This is a genomic window from Pseudoalteromonas sp. CO109Y, from assembly GCF_004208935.1.
Taxonomy (GTDB): domain Bacteria; phylum Pseudomonadota; class Gammaproteobacteria; order Enterobacterales; family Alteromonadaceae; genus Pseudoalteromonas; species Pseudoalteromonas shioyasakiensis.
Map to the genome: position 1 here is coordinate 25699 of NZ_SGPD01000041.1, position 22647 is coordinate 48345.

The following is a 22647-nucleotide window of genomic DNA, read 5'->3' on the forward strand; positions in this document are numbered from 1 at the left end:
ATTGCATAAATGAGAACATGATTGACGATATTGCCCTATTCATACAGATTGTTAAACAAGGCGGCCTAAGTAATGCGGCTGAAAGCTTGTCGTTGCCTACCGCAACAGTATCGAGACGCTTGCAACGACTTGAGCAACGCCTAGGCGAGCAGCTTTTAAATCGCTCAGCAAGGCAATGCACGTTAACACAAGCAGGAGAGGTGTATTTTCAAAGTTATGTTGAATTAATTGAGCAATTTGAACAAACTCACCGCCAACTTAATGAGCAAAAAGCACAATTGTCAGGAAAGCTTAAAGTTTTAGCACCTCTGAATATTAGTCATGGTTTCTTAAAGCCGATGTGGCTCGCATTCACTAAACAGTACCCTGATATTCAACTTGAGCTACTGCTTAATAACCAACTTGTAGATCTCAGTAAAAGCCAAGCTGATATAGCAATAAGAGTCGGGCCGCAGGCTGATTCTATGCTCCATCAGAAAAAGTTAGGCAGTGTTGATACCTTATTTGTAAGCACAAAAGCATACCTTGATTCGTCACCTACCATAGAAGAGCCTGCAGATTTAAAACAGCATAGGTTAATTGGTACCACGTTGAGAAATAAATGGCAGCTAACTAATACACAAACAAATGCAACTCATACTCACATGTGCCGCTTTGCTAGTACTTTTAACGATACTGGATTTGTAAAATACTTAGTTTGTGATGAGCAAGGTATCGCTTTGTTACCTCGGTTTGAGGTTATCGATGAATTAAAGTCTCAGCAGTTAGTTCAAGTACTGCCACACTGGCGAGGAGAAAACCGCGACATTTATGCCATCTGGCCAAGCGCACGTTTACTGAGTAAAAAGGCTGCCTGTTTAAAACAGTTTATAACCGACTATATTGCTGAACAATTATAACGTCTGCCATTTATATTCCATCTGTTTGGCGGTCAGTAGGGCGTGTTCGTAACTAATAAATTCAGCGACTAACGCTAGGCTCATATCAATGCCTGCAGAAATTCCTCCTGAGCTGGTAAACTTACCGTCGGTGACCCAACGAGTATCTGCAATCACATTGAGATCAGAAAACAAAGCAGCCAGCTCAGGTTGATCTTGCCAATGAGTCGTGACATTTTTACCGTTCAAAAGCCCTGTTTTGGCAAGCAAAAACGCCCCCGTACAAACACTCGCAACACGCTTGGTGTTAGTGGCTGTGTGTTTTAACCAAGTAATAACCTCTGCTTTTTCTAGCTCTCGTGTATGGTCACCACCAACCACAACAAGGAGATCAAGCGAAGGGCAGTCAGCAAAGCTGTAATGGGGGTTTACACTATAACCACCGCGGGCAAGTACAGGACTATCACTTTCGGCAATTAAACTCACTTGCCAATCATTATTCGCTAGGCGCTTAGCAGTACTAAACACCTCAAACGGACCTGAGAAATCGAGTACTTCGGCATCATCATAGATGTAAATTCCAATATTCATACAATTGTTCCTATTATGTGGATTTATTTCTCAAGTAAAAAAACGTACTATGCCATTTTTGCAGTTCGTTAATGACATGTTATTAAATTGCGCACTGTATACAAATAAAACTTCAAGGCATTGTTAATGCGTTTTTTATTCTTATTGAGCGTGCTGCTGGTTGGTTGTAAAACAACACAGCAAAGCGTTGCTGAAATTAGTGAAGTATCGCCGGGCACTATTTATTTTCAGGGCGAAACATCAAAGCAAAATGTTGAAAAGTTCGAACAGTTATTAGTAAGTAGCGATCAACAAATCAACACCTTGGTTATTAATAGCCAAGGTGGTGATGTGATGGCGGGTTTACATTTAGGTGGCTTAGTTCATGAATATCAACTCGATGTTGTGGTACACGAGCTTTGTGCATCGTCTTGTGCAAACTATGTACTTACCGCAAGCCCACATGTCCTCGTTGAAGAGCAAGCCGTTATCGGCTGGCATGGGGGCTCATTACAGCCATTATACGTGCCCATGGAGCAACCGCCTGAGGTCGCTAGCTATATAGCAAAATGGCAAGCCGCAGAGCGACAATTCTTCGATATCATTAATGTTGAACAGGCAGTTACTATCATAGGTATGATGCCTGGTATTACAGAGAAACGTGATTCTGCTATTTATAGTTACGACGCCCAAACCCTGAAGCGTTTAGGGTTGCATATTGAGTTTGCTGGTGCGCAAACAGGGATGTCAGCAAGTGGCGAAAAACTAGCGCAGGTATTCGAACTTGAAGAGTCTGTACTTAACCACTTTTTGATGCTCAACGATATTGTTTCAGCAGAACTTATTAACTAATAAAAAGCCAACATGACGTTGGCTTTTTATTAGTTATGTTGGCTAAGCCAAGAGTGGATTTGTTTAGCACTTCTTGGTGACACTATTTCAGCACGACGTTTTAACTCTTTATGCCACGCCAGATCATTTAAAGCCGCATCACTTAATGGCGCGTTTCTGTCTGTGTTTTTTAGCACATAATAGGCGTCTACAACATCCGCAAGGCTAATACTATTGCTTGTAGCAAAGCGTTTAGACATTGACGCTAACGGCTTATTCAACGAACTATTAACCGATAAAGGGATCAAGCTGTCGGCAGGGTATGATGATGCAATACCATCGTTTTTCATCGCTGGCCAAATAGTGTATGTGGAGCCCGGTTTTTGCTGCTCAAGTAATGCAATAACAGAACTAAAAGGCGAAGTTTGATTGCTTATAACTACCGGCATTTTAAACGTGTGGAATGCACCAAAGAGTAAGATTGCACGGCGCTGCTTAGCGAAAACATGCTGATTTATAGCCTCTAAATAGCCAGTTTCACGGCTACGCTCTAGCTTTTGCCAATCCTCTTTAGAGAGGGTTTGCCAGTTCATTGCAGGCTCAGCAAGGACAAGGCGAACTTTATGTTCACGGGAACTATTAAGCTGTTTTAACTTTAAAACTAATTGCTCATAAACATCATATTGCCATGCCATAAAATACAGGGTGTCGCGCCAAATGTGCCTTACGTCATCAATGCTTATATTCTGTTTGCTCAACAAATATTGATCAGCTAAATCTTGATACCGCGCATTACCAAACTCAACGACAAGATCATCAATCTGCTGCCAGTTACTAGGCTCATCTAAGTATTTAATAAGCCTAGTAACAACATGCTCGCTGCCATGAACATCACCAATCGCAACGAGTTTATTAGCGTGTAACGCTTTATTAAGTTGGCTGTCGTAATCATAATTTGCAGCTTTGACATTACTTGCAAAACATACAGATGCCAAGACAACAAACCCGATGAGCTTTAAAACCTGCATATTAATCTAACTCTAATTGTGCTTTTTCAACAGTTTCCGCGGGTAACTCTTTTTGAACAGAAACCCCCAATTCTTTGAACTCTGAGGCCTGCTTAATCAAGTTTCCTTTACCACGATACAGCTGAGAAAACGCTTTATCATAGCTTTCTTTGGCGCGATCTAATTGCTTACCAACCCCTTCCATACTGGTTAGGAAACTATTGAGTTTGTTGTAAAAACGCTCTGCACGAGCGGCAAGCTCTTTTGAGTATTTAGTTTGCTCTTCAAAACGCCACAGTTGTTTTACGATATTCAAGCTAGTCAATAAGGTCGTTGGAGTTGCAACTAAAATGTTTTTTTCGATTGCTTGCTGATAAATATCACTCTGGTACTTAAGCGCTTCAACAAATGCAGATTCTATTGGTACAAACATGATCACCACTTCGGGGGAGTTAATACCAGGTAGTCTGTCGTAGGCTTTGCTTGCTAACTCGTTTATACGTGATTGCACCGCGGTGACATGCTCTTTAAGCGCTTGCTGCGCTTCAAGCTCTGTATCGGCATTTACATAGCGTGTATACGCGTTTAAAGAGGTTTTAGCATCGATAACTAAATGACGTTGCTGAGGTAAATACACCACAACATCTGGGCGTAGACGGCCATCTTCTGTGTTAAACGATACTTCTCGCTGATAATCTACTCCAGCACGCAGCCCTGCGCTGTCTAGTACGTTTTCAAGCATTAACTCCCCCCAATTACCTTGGGTTTTCTTTTGCCCTTGTAATGCGGTGCTCAGCCTATCAGCTTGTTCGGTGATAGCTTGGCTTTTAGCCTGTAAATGCAACAACTCAGTTTTTAGTGCTGCACGCTGCTTTAGATCTTCCACGTGGATCAATTCCATCTTATCGCGAAAGCCTTTTAGCTCTCCCTGAACCGGTTTTAAAAGTTGCTCAATACTCTCTTGGTTTAAGGTTTTAAAACGCTGCGATTTTTCTTCAAGGATTTGATTAGCGAGGTTTTCAAACTCTTTTTTGAGTTGCTCTTTGCTTTCTTTGATATGACTAAGCTGCTCTTTAAAATGCAGTTCTTTTTGTTCTATAGTGCTTCTTAAGGTACTTAAATCAACATCGCGCTGATTGAGTGCAGCTTTAGTATCAGCTAGCTCAGCTTCAACTTGACGCCAAAACTGGTTGTATTGTTGTGCTTGCTTTTCTTGCTCTACAAAGCGGGTTTTAAAGTGTTGAGACTCATCACGTTGCTCAGCGTAATCTTGCTGTAACTGCGAAAGCGTAAGTTGGCTTTGTTCAAGTTGCAGCTGCTTTTGTTCTAAATGATTTTGCTGGATTTGCTGACTATTTTGCAGTTCGGTTAACTGATTTTTTAAGCGACTTTTTTGTAAGGCAAAAATAACACCACTTGCAACAGCACCTACAGCAGCACCAAGCACACCACTTTGCCAATTAATCTGTGCAATCAGCTCTGTAATCATAACGAAAACTCAATAACTTAAAGACACATCATCATAACGAATTAGTGCTCAGCAGAGTAGGGGGTTTAGGCATAAAAAAAGCCAGCTCAAAGTGAGCTGGCTCTAACATTACTAAAATTTAGTAACCAAATGGGAAATCAACATAATGCTTATGTAAACTGCAATTTAACAACAAGCATAATAATAGACGCCCCAAAATTTGATTAGTTCAAAAAAACTTTAAAAAAATTTAATTTTTTATCAGAGCAAGCATTTGCTCTTCATCAAACTGAGTGAAACTCATTGATTTTTCGGTAAATAATGCATCAACAAGGGCTTGCTTATGCTGCTGCATTTTAAATACTTTTTGTTCAATTGAGTTAGCCATAATCAATTTATAAACAAACACTGGGTTAGTTTGGCCAATACGGTAGGCACGATCTGTCGCTTGTTTCTCAACAGCAGGGTTCCACCAAGGATCAAAATGAATCACAGTATCGGCTTGAGTTAGGTTTAACCCTGTACCGCCGGCTTTTAAGCTAATTAAAAACACGGATGTATCACCTTGAGTAAACTCTTCGATAACACGGTCGCGGTGTCTTGTTTGCCCGGTAAGCATACTAAAACTGATGCCTAATTCATTTAATCGCTCTGCTATCACATCAAGTGCCATGGTGAATTGACTGAAAATAATCACCTTACGACCTTCGCTAAGCATGATAGGCAAATGCTTAGATAACCATTCAAGTTTAGCGCTACCAGCCTGTGAACTAGGGTCGATCAATTTTGGATGACAACAGATTTGTCTGAGCTTTAATAATGCATCTAAAAAGGCTAGCTTACTTTTTTGTACTCCTTGCTGTGCAAATAGGTCGACTAATTTCTGCTCTAAAGATTCAGTTATACCGTTGTAAATTTCTTTTTGTTTGCTCTCAAATTCAAACTCTTTAACTAGCTCAGTCTTCTCTGGTAGCTCTTGCGTTACCTGTGCTTTAGTACGACGCAAGATAAATGGCATGATCAACGACTTAAGTTCATCAGCTCGGGCAACGTCGTTATCACGCTCAATTGGCGTTTGAAAATAGCTCTTAAAATGTGCTTGCGAACCAAGTAAAGAAGGCATTGCAAAGTCGAGCAAAGATTTAAGCTCAAATAAGTTATTTTCGATAGGCGTGCCGCTTAAGCAGAGCTTAAAGTCAGCATTAAGGCGCTTAACCAAGCGTGAAACCTGCGCAGCGTCGTTTTTAATATATTGCGCTTCATCAAGAATGATGTTTTCAAAATACAGCGGCGAATAAAAGGCAATATCACGCTTCAATAGAGGATAAGTTGTTAAAATACAATCTGCTTGCGACAACTGTTGTAATTGGTCGCTGCGCGCAGCACCGAAGACGGTGGTAATTTTTAAGTTACTCGCAAATTTATTAATTTCACTTTGCCAGTTACCAACCAAGCTGGTTGGGCAAACAATTAACGTGGGGCCTGCTTGTGGTGATTGCTTGGCATTAGCTAAAAAGGCAATAACTTGTAGAGTTTTACCTAGCCCCATGTCATCAGCCAAAATACCACCAAGCTGGTGACGTTTTAAAAAGTTAAGCCAATCAACACCATGTTGTTGATACTCACGCAATTGCACACCCTGGTTTAAGCCTTGAATATCGGACTTTTTAATAAGCTGTTGTGAGCTATTTAATTCAGCTAGGTAAGCATCTAGAGCATCGTCAACAATATTAACCTTAATTGCTTTTTGCTCGATGAGCTTAGGCAAAAACGACAAAGGCATTAAGATTTCGTCACGGGTTTTAATATGCTCAAAACGTTCACGATAATCATTAAGCTGCATCATCGCGGCCTTTTCAACCACAGCAAAGCGTTTTCCTACAGTAAAGTAATAAAAACGCTCACTTTGTCGATTAAGCGATTGATAAGTATTGTTATCAGTGACAAACAACTGTTGAGTTTTAACACCAGAGATCACGATTTTACTAACTATCTGATGACCTTTACCACGCTCAACTTGCAGTGAAAGCTGTTTAAGGACTTTGCCGACGGCTAACTCATCATTAATTTTCCAACCGCGTTTTAATAAGTTTGGAATTATTTCAAACTTTAACCAGTGCTCATGAATAACCGATTGTTTATTAAAGATAAACTCTGTTTGTAAAGCCCCTTTACATAATTCAAAGCCAAGGTTAGTTAATTCATTTACAACGGTGTTTTCTAATGACTGGTTTAATATATCAGCTGGCGCCTGGCTTAAATCATACAAAGAGTTTTGATAATTAAACTGCAATCCTAAGCGGATTGTGCCCTCGTCATTATTAATACTGATGACAGGGAATACAGTTCGAGCTAGGCTTTTTTTGCTTTCCTTAAATGCATGAGGGATCACACCTTCACCAAAATTATCATTGAGCTGTTGATAAACGCGGTCAAAGTTCTCTGTGTGAATAGCAGGCATATTGGCAAGTAGCGCTATTTCATCAGCCGTTAACGGAGTACGAATTCGGCCTACTTTTAGCTTTTCAGGGTCAAGGTAAGTAGGGGGCGTTGTTTTTAACAATAACCAATTATCTTGCCCAGCAAGCGTCATGCTCAATGACGTTAAGTCTTTGTTTTGTTTCCAATCAAACTCTAACGCTTGCATACTGTCAGCTTTAATTGCTTGGCGCGAACGGCCTAAAAACAAACGCTGGGTGGCAATTAATTGCTGTAGTGCTGCAAAGCCCCATTGACCTTTAAGCTCTAGTTTACCAAGGGCATTTTGAGAACGGATCCAGCTATATAACCGAAAATCCGATTCTAATAAATCAGTGGGGGTTACAAAACTATTTAATTGCTGCTCGGTAAGGTTACGACCAAGCGTATAGTTATGCTCAGCGTCATAATTAGCTATTTTAGGGGTAAGGGTTACAACTGATTTCTCTACATCAAGAACAAATAATAAAACCTGTTTGGCATTGTCACTAGCAACTTGCTTAAGGGTTTTTAGCTCACTAAACCAATCGTTAATGATGTAGTCTTCACCATAGTCACCTGAATGTTCAATTTTGAGTTTTAGGAGCACAGCTGCAATATGACGGCATTTAGTTTTAGAGCCACAAGTACAATGCGAATCGACCGAAAAACCACTTGGTAATTTACTGATCTCAATATGCTGAGTAAAAGTATTCCCTTCGTTACCAAACATAGATGCATCAATAACGCTAAAATCACTGTTATGTTCTAACCAGTTGATTTGGCCGTTCTGGTGATACTCTTTTGCTTTACTTAACACATGCGGCTTAAATAGCTGTTTAATGAAGCGCTCAGACAGAGGAAACTGAGTTTCTTGCTCTTGTTTGATTTCTTCAAAGATAGCTAATAAGTCATTTTTGGATAAGTTAGCAGACATAACGCTTTTGGCAGTAAAAACAAAAAATAATTCTGCCAGTATATGATCTATCGGACCAGAGCTAAAGCACTATTGAGCAATATTGGACTGGTTGGAGCTGATAACTTGGTAAAAATCTGCTTTAAAATAAAATCAAAGCTGAAAACTGACATGCTGAGTATTTAACAAACAACAATCGCACAAGATATAAACAGGTTAATAACAAGGCAGGGGCTTTACAGATCAATTTTTTACTAAGCAATCTAATTATGAGAGTAAAAAACCTGTAAAGGGGTTATTAGTTGGTAAAAAACTGATCTGAGAGTGTAATAAGTACCAATTTTACTGGTAATAGATCAATATTTTACTAACGAAAGGGAAGGGGAGATCACGCTTTTACTAACAGTAAAAGCGTGAGAGATCATTCTTTTACTAACTAATTAAAGCTATTTAATAGCTTAGTTAGCTGCTCTAAGCGTTTGTCTGTCATCACTTTATTATCGATTTTCACAGATAAATCACCGCTTTTTATGTTACGTTGTACGCTGACAAACTCACTATCAATAAGGGCTTCACGACGGCTTGGCGCTGCTGGCTCAGCAGTTAATAGCTTGGTAATTGCAAGAGCACGTTTATCATCGCTGCTGATTTGCGCTATTTCGCTATCACTACTTACGTCATTTACAAGCTTGGTAAACAGCTGCTCATCACGCTCTTTGGCACTAATAAGCTTTTTAGCTACTTCACGGCCAACATGATTCGCAGTTGGGTAAAGACTTAAAACCTCAGAAGGTAGATTCTCAAACGCTTTAATAGCATCAGCAATAGCAGTGTGTGATACACCTTCAATTGCCGCAATCTCACGATAAGAGCCTTTTTTCCCCTCAGCAATAAGCTCATCACGGGTCTGTTGATATGCTTGACCTAGCTCCCATAGACTTGGGGCAATGTATTGATCAGATGATACAGCAAGAATTTTAGCATCTTGATCTGTGAAATCTTCAGAGCTTAAAACTAAGTAATCAGAGTTACTTAAGATACATGCTTTTCGACGACGAGAACCTGCTAATACAAGCATTTCGTCACCTTTATCCCAACATAGGGCAGGGTGCTGGTTACGGCCGTCTTCGGCAATTGCAGGAAGGATATCGGCAACTGACTTTTCATTTAGTAATGATTGTACACGGCGGTTTTTACCATAGACCTTTGTTTTAGCTTCAATTTCTGAGCTTGGAATAACCTTACACACCAAAGTAATTTGACGTGTAGGATCGCTTGGAGCAGGCATACTGATAACATCACCAGCAGAAGCTTGCTCTAGCAAAGCATCTAAACTGCTACTTTCGATAGACGTTGAAAAAGGGTCTAAGCTGGTATCGTTTTTACGTTTTTTAGCCATTTTTATTAATTACCTTACTTAGCTGTATTTAGAGACGATTGAGTTGACTGCCAATTAGAACGGATCAGCATTTCAAGTTCATCAACTACATCTTTGATATTTTCTTGCGCACGAAGTAGTGACTCACGACTAGCTAAGCTATCTGACGTTTTTTGATCAAAAATGGTATTAAAAGAAGATGAGCTGGCGGTAATTGCCGAGCTATGATTAATTGGGTAACTCATTACTTGACGACCAAATGCACTACGAACATCTTTAACGATGTCGCGCTGTGAATGGTTCCCTTTAACATAGTTAGTTACTAAGAATTGCATGAAGTCCCAACCTTGGTGGCCAAGCGCAGCAACTGTATGGTAAATCTCGCCTAATCGCTTTAAGTATTTATTGTTTGCATCAAAGTCTACAGCTTCAGGATGAACAGGAATAAGCATCGATGTAGAAGCCATTAATGCATTATAAAACATAAAGTTAAGTGATGGAGCTGTATCAATTAGAATAATATCAAATTGATCTTTTACCGGTTCAATAACTTTTTCGAGCAATTTATGATAGTGACGAGTTTTATCATAACTAGAGCTATCTTTTAATAAAGTTGCTGTTTCATGCTCGAAGTAAAAGTCATCCATACCAGAAGGCAAAATACGTATATTAGGTATATGGGTAGGTAAGAAAGAGTTCGATACTAACCCATCCCAGGTTTCGTTTTCTTCAAGCTCAATGCAATCACGCATTAAATCACCAACTGTAATTGGATCAGGCTCACTTGGTGGGAAAAAGCTTGATGAAGAACCTTGTGGATCAAGGTCGATAATACCAATTCTGTATCGTTTAATATTGGTAGTAGCAAGTGCAGCAGCAATGTTTACCATGCTGGTAGTTTTACCACAACCACCTTTTAAGGAGTTAATAACAATAACTTGTAATTTATCATCAACTGTACGGTGATCAGGCTTAATATCCATGATATCAGCCATAGCAAAGATATTTACTAAGGTATAAGCGTAGTGGCCATTTGCACCACGTTTGATATCAAGTGCATCAAAATCACCATTATCATGACGTCGTTTTAAGGTACGATTATTACAGCCTAATAAGTCAGCGGCTGCTTTTTGCGTATAAGTACGAAGTTCTTTTTCTTCAGACTTTAAATGGGCACGATAATGTTGAATACGTCCTTCTAGCGATTTTTCAGCAACTTCTGCTGTCGCTTTTAGTAACCTATAAGTGGCTAGCGCATTATTATTGATAGACATACTTTCTTCCTCAAAGTTATGCTTTAAGTATAATGTCCATTCAAATTGCTGTAAACAAGTATTTAAGGCGACATACCTTTTATTTATAAGACATTTAATAAAAATTTGTAACTTTACTGATGCTAAGTATAAATAAGTAAGTTTAATATCGGTTAAGTATATAGGTATATAAGGTTAAGATGCTAAAATAGTGAAATATATTACTGATTTCGTTGAATATTTAGTAAAAAGCCAGATCGTGTTTTTACTTGGTAAAGATCAGATCTTTAATGACTCGCAGATCAGCCAATTACTAAGCAAAAAATGAGCTTTCGACTTATGCACAGTTTAACCACTGGTTTACTCACAAAAATAGTGGTGTAGATCAATTTTTTACTAACTAAATTATAAAGTTATGCACCGAGAGCATGACTAAAATGCACAATAAGTTAGTATGGATCTGATCTATAGTTGGTACAGATCAGATCTATGCTAACTTAAGAGCTGTTTATCCACATGGAGTTTTAAAAAAGCAATTTATGTCGTGTTAATTAGCTTTAAAAAGGTGATTCACCGGACATAATTTGAACTGAGTTAGTAAAATCGCGACCTATCAACTATAACTTAGTAAAAATCTGATCTAAAAATCAGCTATTACGAAACAGTTAGTATAAAACTGATCCGAAGAAATAAATTATGATCGGATCAAGTTTATACTAACTTAAACATTTAACTTTTGAAGTTTTATGTGTTGTTATTAACTGTCGAAGAAAAATTGGAAATAAGAACAATGAGCCGAAAGGTCAACATCTCGGTAGATAACTTACCCGATACATTACGCGGGCAGATCCACGGGGTGGAAAGTGCAATAGATAATGAAAGTCTTGCACTATTTACAGACAACAAAGATGTGCGTGTTTCAATTGAAAATGCTGCACATGGTTTGAGAGCTTACTCAAATACATTTAATCATTATGATTTATGGGGACGATTTGTCCGTTCTGGTCATAAGAAGCTTCCGGTTGAAGAAGCACCAAAGAAAACCATCGTTACACGAAAAATCTCTGAAAAAGTAGACGGCATTCTTTATGATGGTGAAATCAAAATTACACCTGCGGTAGTAAGCACAAGAAAAGATGGTGAAGATGTTGAATATCTTGTTTGGCCATCTGATCGTGAAGAAAAGGTCGAACGTGCCTTAATTCGTTTAGCCTCAAAAGGTAAAATTGTAAAAATCAATTTTAAGTCTGGTATTCAATACGCGGTTGTTTTTTCAATGAATGAATTAGCGCAAGAGCTGAAAGCTGTTGGTCAGTCGATGCCTTATCCGCAAATCAAAGAATCATTAGAAGCATTACAAGGTTCTAAACTTTCTTTTAAATATTCAGCAACAGATACTCGTAACTCTGATATTGATGACTCATTTTACGAATCGAACATGAACTTTTTATCGTCGCTTCATTTTAGTGGCAAAAAAGGTCAGGGTGGTAACGTAAAATGTGTAGCTTGTTTGAATGCCTTCGTTCATAACATGATCGACAACCTTGAGTACAAAGGTTACTATTTTAATAGTGCTCAAGAATTAAAACGTGGTTTATCTCGTTGGATGATGCTTCGTTTATATCATCTATGGCGTTATGCGGCACCGGGTAAGACCTACCATTTCCGACTATTATCTATTATGGAAAAATATGGCTCTATTTATTCAACAGACGAAATTACCGAGAATAAATTAAAAGCTTTGCGTCGTGATATGACTACGACAATGAAAGACTTAATTGAGAAAGGTGCAATCTCTGAATATAACATTACCAATGTCAAAGATGACAAAACGGGTAATATTATTGATTACACATATGAGATGCATCCATCTGATCAATTTTGTGATGAGATTCTTACGCTTAATAAGCATAACAAACGAATCGAAATTCAAGGTGGGAAACGCATTGTTGAAAATGCAGTTTTAATCGATGAAGATAAAATTGAAGAAATAGTCGAAGACTAATTTCTTTAATACTACTAACTACAAATAAAAGGCCACTGATGTGGCCTTTTTAACATAATCAATCTGTTACTTGTTCTAAGTAAAGTCTATCAACTAAGAAATCATATTCTCTTTTTCGAGGATGACTTTCTGGTTTTTGATAATCAGTTAATGTACCCAGTTTTACATCTGGTTCTGGGTTTATCAAAATAAAAGGTAAAGCAGCACTAACATGATATCGGTTTTGAGCTGTATACCTCACATTAACTTGTGGACTAACTCTTGTTGGTCTACGAATTCGTAATTTTTCTTTATCACCTAAACTTGCAACACGACTTTGTTCTTGTGCAACTAGCGCTTGCCAAGAGTGTTGGTCGATCATTCTTGGATTAGAATAACTAGCCGATTTATCGAGCATTGCTAAGGCCATTTTTTTAGTTAGCGTTTTAGTTGCGTGTTTGTGCATCCAAGTAAAACGAACAGAGTAGGGCGATTCAGTTTCAAAATGGATCTTACGATATGCAGCAAGTGTAATGAGATTAGGCACAGCATTGTGAACCGCTTCAAATCGCGCATCATTATTATCGATAGCTATTACACTATTTTTAAAATCAGCTTTGGCTTTATTTAACTGATTTATCCTTGCAATGAAATGTTGCTTATCGACATCTTTTAAAACTAATAAACCTGGATGTCTTTTTAATACTCGACTACTTAATCCTGTCTTTTTATAAAAATCACCAAAGGAATTTAGAATTAACTTATGAGCATCATCGCCTTCAATTTTTTGTACACTAATTGAAGAAGGGACTTTCTTTTCGTCGTTTATGTCGATATCTGGCAATTGATAATATGATGCCTTATGAAAACCCACTTCCTTTAATTCTTCACAAAACAAATGAGTTAACTCACTTACTAAATCAAACTGACTGCGTATTTCTAACTTCGTACTCATAGGAACACATCTTACTTATTGTTAGTTCAATTGTAACCTTATCTTTTGATATTTTGTAGTTTAAATTTTCCATGTAGCTGACCTTACATCTTAATTAAACTTAGTATGATGTGTTCCTTCCATTCCATTAGTACAAGTTTTTAATTTGATCAATGTAGAACTCAAAAAGTATATTTTAAGCATGTAAAGCTGAGGTTACAGTAAGGCATTAACTAGGTAAGATGTGTTCTTGTGCTGTGCGGTAACGAATAAGGTGTCAAAGATGTGTAACTGACTGGTTTGAAACAATAAAATGTTGGAACCCTAATTGTTAATATCGAAACTATTTATCAAATAACGAAATAATCGTAAATAGCTGAATATTGTCCTTGAACTTAGTACGTGCAATAAGTTAGTTTTCGTTAACGGTCTATGTTAGGAATGAGGAAAGAACATGCAATCGTGGAACCCAGACAGCTGGAGAAAACTGCCGATACTTCAGCAGCCAGAGTACCCAGATCAAGAAGCCCTTAAATCTGTTGAAGGGCAATTAAAAAGCGCACCACCTTTGGTATTTGCCGAAGAGACGCGTAGCTTATACAAACAACTAGAAGCTGTATGTGAAGGTAGAGCCTTCTTATTACAGGGTGGTGATTGTGCAGAGTCATTTAGTGACTTTAATGCCGCAAATATCCGCGATACATTTAAAACACTTTTACAAATGGCCGTTGTTTTAACTTATGGTGGTAAATGCCCTGTAGTTAAAATTGCGCGTATGGCAGGTCAGTACGCTAAGCCTCGCTCATCAGATTATGAAACAATCGATGGTGTTTCATTACCTTCGTACCGTGGTGATATCATCAATAATTTTGAATTCACAGAGCAAGCCCGTGTACCTGATCCACAGCGATTGATGACGGCATATCATCACAGTGCTGCAACGCTAAATTTATTACGCGCATTCGCACAAGGTGGTTTAGCCGATTTACACCAAGTAAACCGTTGGAACATGGGTTTTGTAGCAGCAAATCCGCTTAAAGAAAAATACCAACAGCTAGCTGACAGAATTCAAGATGCGCTTGAATTTATGGAAGTGTGTGGTATCGACTCAACCGTTGCACCGAGCTTAAAAGAAACAGACTTATTTACATCACACGAAGCGTTGTTATTAGGTTATGAAGAAGCACTAACACGCCGTGACCACTTATCAGGTGATTGGTACGATTGTTCTGCACACTTTGTTTGGATTGGTGAACGTACACGTCAACTTGATCATGCACACATCGAATTCTTTAAAGGTATTAAAAACCCTATCGGTGTGAAAGTTGGCCCGAGCATGGACCCAGATGAGCTAATCAAACTTATTGATGCAGTTAACCCTGATAACATTCCAGGTCGCTTAACGTTAATTACACGAATGGGCGCTGATGTTCTTCCAGAGAAACTACCGGCACTAGTACGTAAAGTACAACAAGAAGGCCGTAAAGTTATTTGGAGCTCAGATCCAATGCATGGTAATACTGAGAAAGCGAGCTCAGGTTATAAAACACGTAGCTTTAATAATATTCTTCGTGAAATTAGCCAGTTCTTCGCAGTACACAAAGCTGAAGGTTCATACCCAGGTGGTGTTCACCTTGAAATGACTGGCCAGCACGTGACTGAATGTACTGGTGGTGCGTATGGATTATCTGATGAAGATTTAGCACAACGCTACCGCACACAGTGCGACCCACGCTTAAATGCGGATCAAGTTTTAGAACTAGGTTTCTTAGTTGCTGACTTATTAAAAGACGCACGTAAGTAACACTAAGTTATTCAAAAAAGGCTGCATATTGTAGCCTTTTTTCATGTCCGATACTAAATAAGTTAGTACTTACGTCTTTCAAGTCCAGTATCAGATATAATCTTTGCAGAAATTTCTTCTACTGAATGATGAGTTGAATTTAAAAATTGAATCTTCTGCTTTTTATAAAGCATTTCTACTTCACGTACTTCGATACGACACTGTTTTAAAGACGCATATTTTGAATTTGCCATACGACGCTGGCGAATATCGGCAAGGCGAACTGGGTCAATCGTTAAACCAAAAAGTTTATGCTTGTAAGCTTTTAAACACTCAGGCAGGGTGCCTCTTTCTAAATCATCTTCTGTTAGCGGGTAATTGGCTGCTTTAATACCATATTGTAATGCTAGGTATAAACTAGTGGGTGTTTTACCGCTTCGGCTAACCCCCACTAAAATAATGTCAGCTTCAGAGTAGTTTTTAATGTTAGCGCCATCATCATTGGTCAACGCATAGTTAACCGCATCAATACGAAAATCATAACTTTTCTCGTGCATTGAATGCGTTCTATGAACCTTAGGTACCGGCGCAACTTTTAACTCTTGAGAAATTTTATCACTGTATTGTGATAAAAAGTCATAACACACCGCGCAAGACGATTTAATAATTTCACTTAGCTCGTGGTTAACAAAAGTGAAGAACACGAGTGGCTGTTCTCCATCACGTTGCGCTGTTGAATTAATTAAGTTCTTAACTTCAATTGCTTTTTTTTCAGTTTCAACAAAAGGAATAGTTTTGTGATTAAACTCAACAGGAAACATAGATAAGGTCGCATGACCAAAGACTTCAGAGGTGATTGCTGTTCCATCAGAAATATAAAATGCAGTTCTCATATTTAACCTTTTTATTACCTTTATCTGCAAAATAGGGGCTTCACGGTTTACGTGAGGTCTGTTGCCAGTGTAGAATGACTACGACCTTTTTAGAAGGTTTTCTTTCTTAACTCTCACAGTTAGTACTACAATTTGTTTATGGAGAAAGATCCGTGCAAGAATACGTTCTCTGGTATCAAGAGCTTGGTATGCAAGATGTTCCTCGTGTTGGCGGTAAAAACGCTTCACTAGGTGAAATGATCTCAAACCTAGCTAACGCTGGTGTTCAAGTGCCAGGTGGTTTCGCTACAACCGCTGATGCATTCAATGAGTTTCTAGAGCAATCTGGTTTAAACTCAAAAATCCACGATATTTTAGACACATTGGATGTGGATGATGTAAATACACTCGCTAAAGTCGGTGCCGAAATCCGCCAATGGATTATCGATACACCATTCCAACCAAACCTAGACCAAGCCATCCGCGACGCATATAGCCAACTACACGGCGACGCATCACAAGATGTTTCATTTGCAGTTCGCTCATCTGCTACAGCAGAAGACATGCCAGACGCTTCATTCGCAGGACAACAAGAAACGTTTTTAAACGTACGTGGTATTGATTCAGTAATGACTGCTATCAAACACGTGTTTGCCTCACTATTTAATGACCGCGCTATTTCTTACCGTGTTCACCAAGGTTATGACCATCGTGGTGTTGCACTTTCAGCTGGTATCCAACGCATGGTTCGTTCAGATAAAGCAGCTTCAGGTGTTATGTTCAGTATTGATACTGAATCTGGCTTTGAAGATGTTGTATTTGTCACTTCAAGCTATGGTCTGGGTGAAATGGTTGTGCAGGGTGCTGTAAACCCAGATGAATTTTATGTTCATAAACCAACACTTGCTAACGGTAAACCAGCGGTAGTTCGCCGTAATATTGGTTCAAAAGCAATCCAAATGATTTACTCTGCAGATGAATCACATGGTAAGCAAGTTGAAATTGTTGACGTTGATTCGTCACTTTCAAACAAATTCTCAATCACAGATGCTGAAGTTCAAGAACTTGCAAAGCAAGCTGTGATCATCGAAAAGCACTACGGTCGTCCAATGGACATCGAGTGGGCAAAAGACGGTAACGACGGTAAGCTTTATATCGTTCAAGCTCGTCCAGAAACAGTTCGTTCCAACGAAGACGCTAACGTAATGGAGCGTTTCCAATTAAATGGTACAAGCACTGTTGTTGCTGAAGGCCGTGCAATTGGTCACAAGATTGGTTCAGGTACAGTACGCGTACTAGATTCAATTGATGAAATGGACAAAGTACAACAAGGTGACATTCTAGTTACTGACATGACTGACCCAGACTGGGAGCCAATCATGAAACGTGCCGCTGCAATTGTTACAAACCGTGGCGGTCGTACATGTCACGCGGCAATCATTGCTCGTGAATTAGGTATTCCTGCAGTTGTTGGTTGTGGTAATGCAACTGATTTAATTAAAGCAGGCCAAGATGTAACTGTTTCGTGTGCCGAAGGTGACACAGGTTATATCTACGAAGGTATTTTAGATTACGAAGTACTTACTTCACGTGTTGATGAAATGCCAGAGTTACCAATGAAAGTTATGATGAACGTAGGTAACCCTGATCGTGCATTTGACTTTGCACGCTTACCTCATGCAGGTGTTGGCCTTGCGCGTGTTGAATTCGTAATCAACCGTATGATTGGTGTTCACCCTAAAGCACTTCTTAACTTTGATGCTCAATCTGACGAGTTAAAAGCTGAAATCTCAGAAATGATGGCAGGTTATGAATCACCTGTAGAATTCTATATTTCTAAGCTTGTTGAAGGTATTGCAACACTAGGTTGTGCGTTTGCACCTGAGCGTGTCATTGTTCGTATGTCTGACTTTAAGTCAAACGAATATGCAAACCTTGTTGGCGGCCAGCAATATGAGCCGGAAGAAGAAAACCCAATGATTGGTTTCCGTGGTGCAGCACGTTATATCTCTGAAGATTTCCGTGACTGTTTCGCGTTAGAGTGTGAAGCGATTAAACGTGTTCGCAACGAAATGGGTATGACTAATATTGAAATCATGATCCCATTTGTTCGTACGCTTGAAGAAGGTAAGCGCGTTATTGAATTACTTGAAGAACATGGCCTTAAACGTGGCGAAAATGGTCTGAAAGTAATCATGATGTGTGAATTACCATCAAACGCGTTACTTGCAGATGAGTTCTTAGAATATTTTGATGGTTTCTCTATCGGTTCAAACGACTTAACTCAGTTAACATTAGGTCTTGACCGTGACTCAGGTTTAATTGCGCATCTATTTGATGAGCGTAACCCTGCAATCAAGAAACTATTATCAATGGCTATTCAAACTGCTAAAGCAAAAGGCAAATACGTAGGTATTTGTGGTCAAGGTCCTTCAGATCATGAAGACTTTGCAGCTTGGTTAGTTGAGCAGGGCATTGATTCTGTTTCTCTAAACCCAGATACAGTATTAGAAACTTGGTTATATCTTGCTAAGAAATTAGCCGACTAAGTACTTTATTTAATTAAAATAAAGATTCTGATATAAAAAATGCCAGCACTTAGCTGGCATTTTTGTTACTTCGAAGGGCGTGTTGTCCTTTTATGATTGATTTTGCAGCAGTGTGTTTGGTATTTAGGCAAGGCAGAGCCTGTGTCGTGTGGTTGTTCCACATAAATAGGTGATAACGCAGCATCAATGCCAAACACGTGCTGCCCTTCGGGTTCTTTCTAGGGGCGATTAACTCTTTGTTGCTCGATTTTTACTTAGCCCACTAGGTTACAAATCTCGCGCCGCGATTAAATCGCCCCTAGAGTGAACAAAGTCTAATCTACAAAGGACAACACGCCCTTTAAATCAGCGAGCAAGTTTTTTATCAATATAAGCACATGACTTAGTCAGAGCCTTTTGGCACAAGGTTAAATAATCACGCGCTTTAGGATAGTAAAAAGATAAACAGAAAAGTCCTGCAATAAAGAAGATCAGCGACGGTCCGGGAATAATGACAAAAACTAAACCCAATAACATGCACAAGGCACCTAAACTGATTAATGCAATTTTTTTCATCTGACTATCTCATTTGCTGCTTTAATACACAGTATAAAAGTATTGCCCCCGAAATCGATAAAAAGAGTGTTACAAACTGTAAAATCTTCAATTTATCTTAGCTATTAGCATGATATAATTTGCAAAATGCCTTAATTTATCACCGTCATGATAGCAACAATAAGCCAACAACAAGCCGCCACAGAACTCGTTTCTAATTACTTAGATACAATACAAAAACAAGGTTTTAGTGGTGATACCGATGCAAGCTTTTCTACACGTTTAAGTTTATCGACCGATAACAGCGTTTACCAACAGGTACCTCAAGGTGTCATCTTTCCAAAGTCAGCAAAAGACATACAACTTGCTATGCAAATTGCTTCACGTGATCCATTTTTATCACTGACTTTTGGTCCACGCGGAGGCGGTACAGGTACTAATGGACAATCGCTAACCCCGGGTATAGTTGTTGATTTATCTCGCTACATGCGTGAAATCTTAGAAATCAATGTCGAAGAAAACTGGGTGCGCGTGCAAACGGGTGTAATAAAAGACCAATTAAACGACTTTTTGCGTCCTTACGGTTTTTTCTTTGCGCCCGATTTATCAACAAGTAACCGTGCAACAATCGGTGGAATGATAAATACAGATGCATCAGGTCAAGGCTCTTTGGTTTATGGCAAAACAAGTGATCACGTTTTAGGCCTAACAACTTATCTTGTTGATGGCACTGAAATGTCAACAACCCCTATGCCTATTGAAAAAGCAAAAGTAATTGCTGAACAAAACACGACTGTAGGTAAATTATATAAAACAGTTATCGATATTGGCCTTGAAAACCGTGATGCTATTTTAGAAAAATTCCCACGTTTAAACCGTTTTCTAACCGGTTACGATTTAGAACATATTTTTTCTGATGATTTACAAACCTTTGATATGAGCAGATTAATTACTGGCTCCGAAGGTTCTTTAGGTATTGTTACAGAAGCGAAACTTAACATTACGCCCATTGCTGAATTTAAAACATTAATCAATATTAAATACGATAGCTTTGATTCTGCACTTCGTCATTCACCCTTTCTAGTCGCAGCAAATGCAACATCGGTAGAAACAGTCGACAGTAAAGTACTTAACCTTGCTCGAGAAGATATCATTTGGCACTCAGTATCGGACTTAATAACCGATGTTGAAAACAAAGATATGCAAGGGCTCAACATGGTTGAGTTTAATGCGGTTTCACCAGAAGACATAAAAGACAAAGTAGACACTCTTTGTAAGTTACTTGATGAATGTGTTGCAAAGCAAACTAATGGCGTGATCGGTTATCAATTAACGAATGACAAGGCTGATATTTTAAAAATTTATGCAATGCGTAAAAAGTCAGTGGGTCTTTTAGGGAATGTAAAAGGCAATCAAAAACCATTAGCTTTTGCTGAAGATACAGCTGTACCACCAGAAAACTTAGCAGATTTTATAGTGGAGTTTCGTGAACTTCTCGATAACCACAATCTTCAATATGGTATGTTTGGCCATGTTGATGCGGGTGTTTTACACGTACGACCTGCTTTAGATATGTGTGACCCTGAGCAAGAAAAATTGCTTCGTCATATTTCAGATGAAGTCGTTAAATTGACTGCCAAATATGGCGGCTTAATGTGGGGTGAGCACGGCAAAGGATATCGAAGTGAATATGGCCCTGAATTTTTTGGCGAGCATTTATTTACACAACTTCGAAAAATTAAAGCGGCATTTGATCCAAATAACAGAGTAAACCCGGGTAAAATCTGTACGCCATTTGAAAGTAAAGACTTACTCGTTTCTGTTGACGATCAAAAGCGTGCCTGGTTCGACAAAGAAATTTCTATCGATGTTAAAACAGAATTTAATAACGCGATGACCTGTAATGGTAATGGTCTGTGTTTTAACTACGATGAAAAATCACCAATGTGTCCGTCTTATAAAGTAACAGGTGACCGCCGATATTCACCAAAAGGACGCGCGAGTTTAATGCGCGAATGGTTACGACTTCAAGAGTCTGAAAATATTGATTTACTCAATGTTGAAAAAGAATTGATCAATGGTGAAGTAATCACTTGGTGGGAGCGCTATCAACATAGTCGCGATAAGAAAAAAGGTGTTTATGATTTTTCTCACGAAGTGAAAGAATCTATGGATGAATGTTTAGCTTGTAAAGCATGTACTACTGCATGCCCAATAAAAGTTGATGTACCGACATTTCGTTCACGCTTTTTAAATTTCTACCACAGTTATTACGCTCGTCCCGCTAAAGATTACTTAGTAGCAGGTATCGAGCAAACTGCGCCGGTGATGGCAAAGTTTGCTAAAGTGGTAAATCCAATTGTAAATACAAAGCTTGTTTCAGGTTTAATTAAAAATACCATTGGTTATGTTGATACGCCAAGCTTAAGTGTACCGCAACTTTCTAAACGTATTTCTAAAGATCAGCAATTTAATTTTCAATTACTTAATTCGCTTTCAAAAGAACAACAAGCAGAATATGTACTGATAGTACAAGATCCATTCACTAGTTTTTACGAAGCCGAATTAGTCGAAAGCTTTATTAAAGTGATTAAAGCGTTAGGCAAAAAACCAATGCTATTACCGTTTAAACCAAATGGTAAAGCTCAGCATGTAAAAGGTTTTTTAAATGAATTTAAAACAACAGCAAAAAATGCAGCTGAGTTTTTAAATTCACTGAGTGAAATCAACGCTCCTTTAGTTGGGCTCGATGCATCTTTGGTTATGTGTTACAGAGATGAGTATGTCTCAATATTAAAAGATGAGCGTGGTGACTTTAAAGTTGAATTAGCTCATGAATGGCTTCAAACACAAAACTTCAATCAGCTTTCACTTACCACTAAGTCGAATTCTACTTTTAAATTATTAAGTCATTGTACTGAAACAACAGCAATGCCAAATGCGTCTAAAGTTTGGCAAACCATTTTTGCTGATCTAAATTTACAGCTTGAAACTACCAGTACGGGTTGTTGTGGTATGGCAGGAACGTATGGCCACGAAAAACAAAACCAAGAAAATTCACGCGCACTTTATGAAATGAGTTGGCAACCAATTATTTCAAGTAATGAGCCTGAAACTATTTTAGCAACTGGCTTTTCTTGTCGTAGCCAAGTGAAGCGCTATGAGAAATTTAAACCAAAGCATCCACTGCAATTAATTGCAGAGCTACTTTAAGTTGTAAAAATAAAAAAGGC

At 38.6% G+C, this 22647-nt stretch carries 15 protein-coding genes; 6 read left to right on the plus strand and 9 right to left on the minus strand.

Going from position 1 to position 22647, the window contains the following annotated elements:
• The first annotated feature begins 17 nt into the window (after positions 1-17).
• Positions 18-899: a LysR family transcriptional regulator gene (locus EXT43_RS16785; RefSeq protein ID WP_062565459.1), complete on the plus strand. Its 882-nt coding sequence runs from the start codon at positions 18-20 to the stop codon at positions 897-899.
• On the opposite strand, the gene EXT43_RS16790 is transcribed toward EXT43_RS16785, so the two are convergent.
• The gene (locus EXT43_RS16790; RefSeq protein WP_062565460.1) at positions 894-1469 is read right to left on the minus strand and encodes a DJ-1/PfpI family protein; all 576 of its coding nucleotides are present in this window, start codon (positions 1467-1469) and stop codon (positions 894-896) included. The two genes, EXT43_RS16785 and EXT43_RS16790, sit on opposite strands and share 6 nt — an antisense overlap.
• Positions 1470-1595: 126 nt before the next feature.
• Between EXT43_RS16790 and EXT43_RS16795 the strand changes: the two genes are divergently transcribed.
• Positions 1596-2300 (plus strand): hypothetical protein, encoded by a 705-nt coding sequence (locus EXT43_RS16795; RefSeq protein ID WP_054563110.1) that lies wholly within the window; start codon positions 1596-1598, stop codon positions 2298-2300.
• A gap of 29 nt (positions 2301-2329) precedes the next feature.
• Here EXT43_RS16795 and EXT43_RS16800 read toward each other — a convergent pair whose 3' ends face one another.
• The 5 genes from EXT43_RS16800 to EXT43_RS16820 all read right to left on the minus strand — a co-directional run bounded on the left by EXT43_RS16800 (position 2330) and on the right by EXT43_RS16820 (position 10779).
• Positions 2330-3307, minus strand: coding sequence for a hypothetical protein (locus EXT43_RS16800; protein WP_062565461.1), 978 nt, complete (start codon positions 3305-3307; stop codon positions 2330-2332).
• A 1-nt stretch (position 3308) separates the two neighbouring features.
• Entirely contained in the window at positions 3309-4775 is a 1467-nt protein-coding gene (rmuC, locus tag EXT43_RS16805; RefSeq protein ID WP_062565462.1) for a DNA recombination protein RmuC, read from the minus strand.
• Between the two features lie 229 nt (positions 4776-5004).
• On the minus strand, positions 5005-8148 hold the full coding sequence (locus EXT43_RS16810) for a DEAD/DEAH box helicase (protein ID WP_062565463.1): 3144 nt from the start codon (positions 8146-8148) through the stop codon (positions 5005-5007).
• Positions 8149-8563: 415 nt separating this feature from the next.
• Positions 8564-9526 carry a hypothetical protein gene (locus EXT43_RS16815; protein WP_062565464.1) on the minus strand — a complete coding sequence of 321 codons (963 nt, stop codon included), beginning with the start codon at positions 9524-9526 and terminating at the stop codon, positions 8564-8566.
• A 14-nt stretch (positions 9527-9540) separates the two neighbouring features.
• Positions 9541-10779, minus strand: a complete 1239-nt coding sequence (locus EXT43_RS16820; RefSeq protein ID WP_130167500.1) for an AAA family ATPase — start codon at positions 10777-10779, stop codon at positions 9541-9543.
• A 769-nt stretch (positions 10780-11548) separates the two neighbouring features.
• Between EXT43_RS16820 and EXT43_RS16825 the strand changes: the two genes are divergently transcribed.
• Positions 11549-12763 carry a hypothetical protein gene (locus EXT43_RS16825; RefSeq protein ID WP_054563104.1) on the plus strand — a complete coding sequence of 405 codons (1215 nt, stop codon included), beginning with the start codon at positions 11549-11551 and terminating at the stop codon, positions 12761-12763.
• Positions 12764-12821: 58 nt separating this feature from the next.
• Here the strand turns inward: EXT43_RS16825 and EXT43_RS16830 are convergent, their stop codons facing one another.
• Positions 12822-13697 (minus strand): DNA replication terminus site-binding protein, encoded by an 876-nt coding sequence (locus EXT43_RS16830; RefSeq protein ID WP_062565466.1) that lies wholly within the window; start codon positions 13695-13697, stop codon positions 12822-12824.
• A 433-nt stretch (positions 13698-14130) separates the two neighbouring features.
• Between EXT43_RS16830 and EXT43_RS16835 the strand changes: the two genes are divergently transcribed.
• Positions 14131-15480: a 3-deoxy-7-phosphoheptulonate synthase class II gene (locus tag EXT43_RS16835; RefSeq protein ID WP_062565467.1), complete on the plus strand. Its 1350-nt coding sequence runs from the start codon at positions 14131-14133 to the stop codon at positions 15478-15480.
• A gap of 62 nt (positions 15481-15542) precedes the next feature.
• Here EXT43_RS16835 and EXT43_RS16840 read toward each other — a convergent pair whose 3' ends face one another.
• Positions 15543-16352 (minus strand): pyruvate, water dikinase regulatory protein, encoded by an 810-nt coding sequence (locus tag EXT43_RS16840; protein ID WP_058584340.1) that lies wholly within the window; start codon positions 16350-16352, stop codon positions 15543-15545.
• A 152-nt stretch (positions 16353-16504) separates the two neighbouring features.
• Here EXT43_RS16840 and ppsA point away from each other — a divergent pair, with 152 nt between their 5' ends.
• Entirely contained in the window at positions 16505-18880 is a 2376-nt protein-coding gene (gene ppsA / locus EXT43_RS16845) for a phosphoenolpyruvate synthase (RefSeq protein WP_054553332.1), read from the plus strand.
• Positions 18881-19225: 345 nt separating this feature from the next.
• Here the strand turns inward: ppsA and EXT43_RS16850 are convergent, their stop codons facing one another.
• Entirely contained in the window at positions 19226-19435 is a 210-nt protein-coding gene (locus EXT43_RS16850) for a PGPGW domain-containing protein (protein WP_054553331.1), read from the minus strand.
• Between the two features lie 147 nt (positions 19436-19582).
• On the opposite strand from EXT43_RS16850, the gene EXT43_RS16855 reads away from it, so the two are divergent.
• The gene (locus tag EXT43_RS16855; protein WP_062565468.1) at positions 19583-22627 is read left to right on the plus strand and encodes an FAD-binding and (Fe-S)-binding domain-containing protein; all 3045 of its coding nucleotides are present in this window, start codon (positions 19583-19585) and stop codon (positions 22625-22627) included.
• Positions 22628-22647: the final 20 nt, after the last annotated feature.

Excerpts from the sequence above, each read along its gene's own strand:
- EXT43_RS16835 (WP_062565467.1), top strand. The coding sequence starts at position 14,131 with ATGCAATCGTGGAACCCAGACAGCTGGAGAAAACTGCCGATACTTCAG.
- EXT43_RS16830 (WP_062565466.1), bottom strand. The coding sequence starts at position 13,697 with ATGAGTACGAAGTTAGAAATACGCAGTCAGTTTGATTTAGTAAGTGAG.
- EXT43_RS16855 (WP_062565468.1), top strand. The coding sequence starts at position 19,583 with ATGATAGCAACAATAAGCCAACAACAAGCCGCCACAGAACTCGTTTCT.
- EXT43_RS16850 (WP_054553331.1), bottom strand. The coding sequence starts at position 19,435 with ATGAAAAAAATTGCATTAATCAGTTTAGGTGCCTTGTGCATGTTATTG.
- EXT43_RS16785 (WP_062565459.1), top strand. The coding sequence starts at position 18 with ATGATTGACGATATTGCCCTATTCATACAGATTGTTAAACAAGGCGGC.
- EXT43_RS16815 (WP_062565464.1), bottom strand. The coding sequence starts at position 9,526 with ATGGCTAAAAAACGTAAAAACGATACCAGCTTAGACCCTTTTTCAACG.
- rmuC (WP_062565462.1), bottom strand. The coding sequence starts at position 4,775 with ATGATTACAGAGCTGATTGCACAGATTAATTGGCAAAGTGGTGTGCTT.
- EXT43_RS16795 (WP_054563110.1), top strand. The coding sequence starts at position 1,596 with ATGCGTTTTTTATTCTTATTGAGCGTGCTGCTGGTTGGTTGTAAAACA.
- EXT43_RS16800 (WP_062565461.1), bottom strand. The coding sequence starts at position 3,307 with ATGCAGGTTTTAAAGCTCATCGGGTTTGTTGTCTTGGCATCTGTATGT.
- EXT43_RS16825 (WP_054563104.1), top strand. The coding sequence starts at position 11,549 with ATGAGCCGAAAGGTCAACATCTCGGTAGATAACTTACCCGATACATTA.
- EXT43_RS16810 (WP_062565463.1), bottom strand. The coding sequence starts at position 8,148 with ATGTCTGCTAACTTATCCAAAAATGACTTATTAGCTATCTTTGAAGAA.
- EXT43_RS16840 (WP_058584340.1), bottom strand. The coding sequence starts at position 16,352 with ATGAGAACTGCATTTTATATTTCTGATGGAACAGCAATCACCTCTGAA.
- EXT43_RS16790 (WP_062565460.1), bottom strand. The coding sequence starts at position 1,469 with ATGAATATTGGAATTTACATCTATGATGATGCCGAAGTACTCGATTTC.
- EXT43_RS16820 (WP_130167500.1), bottom strand. The coding sequence starts at position 10,779 with ATGTCTATCAATAATAATGCGCTAGCCACTTATAGGTTACTAAAAGCG.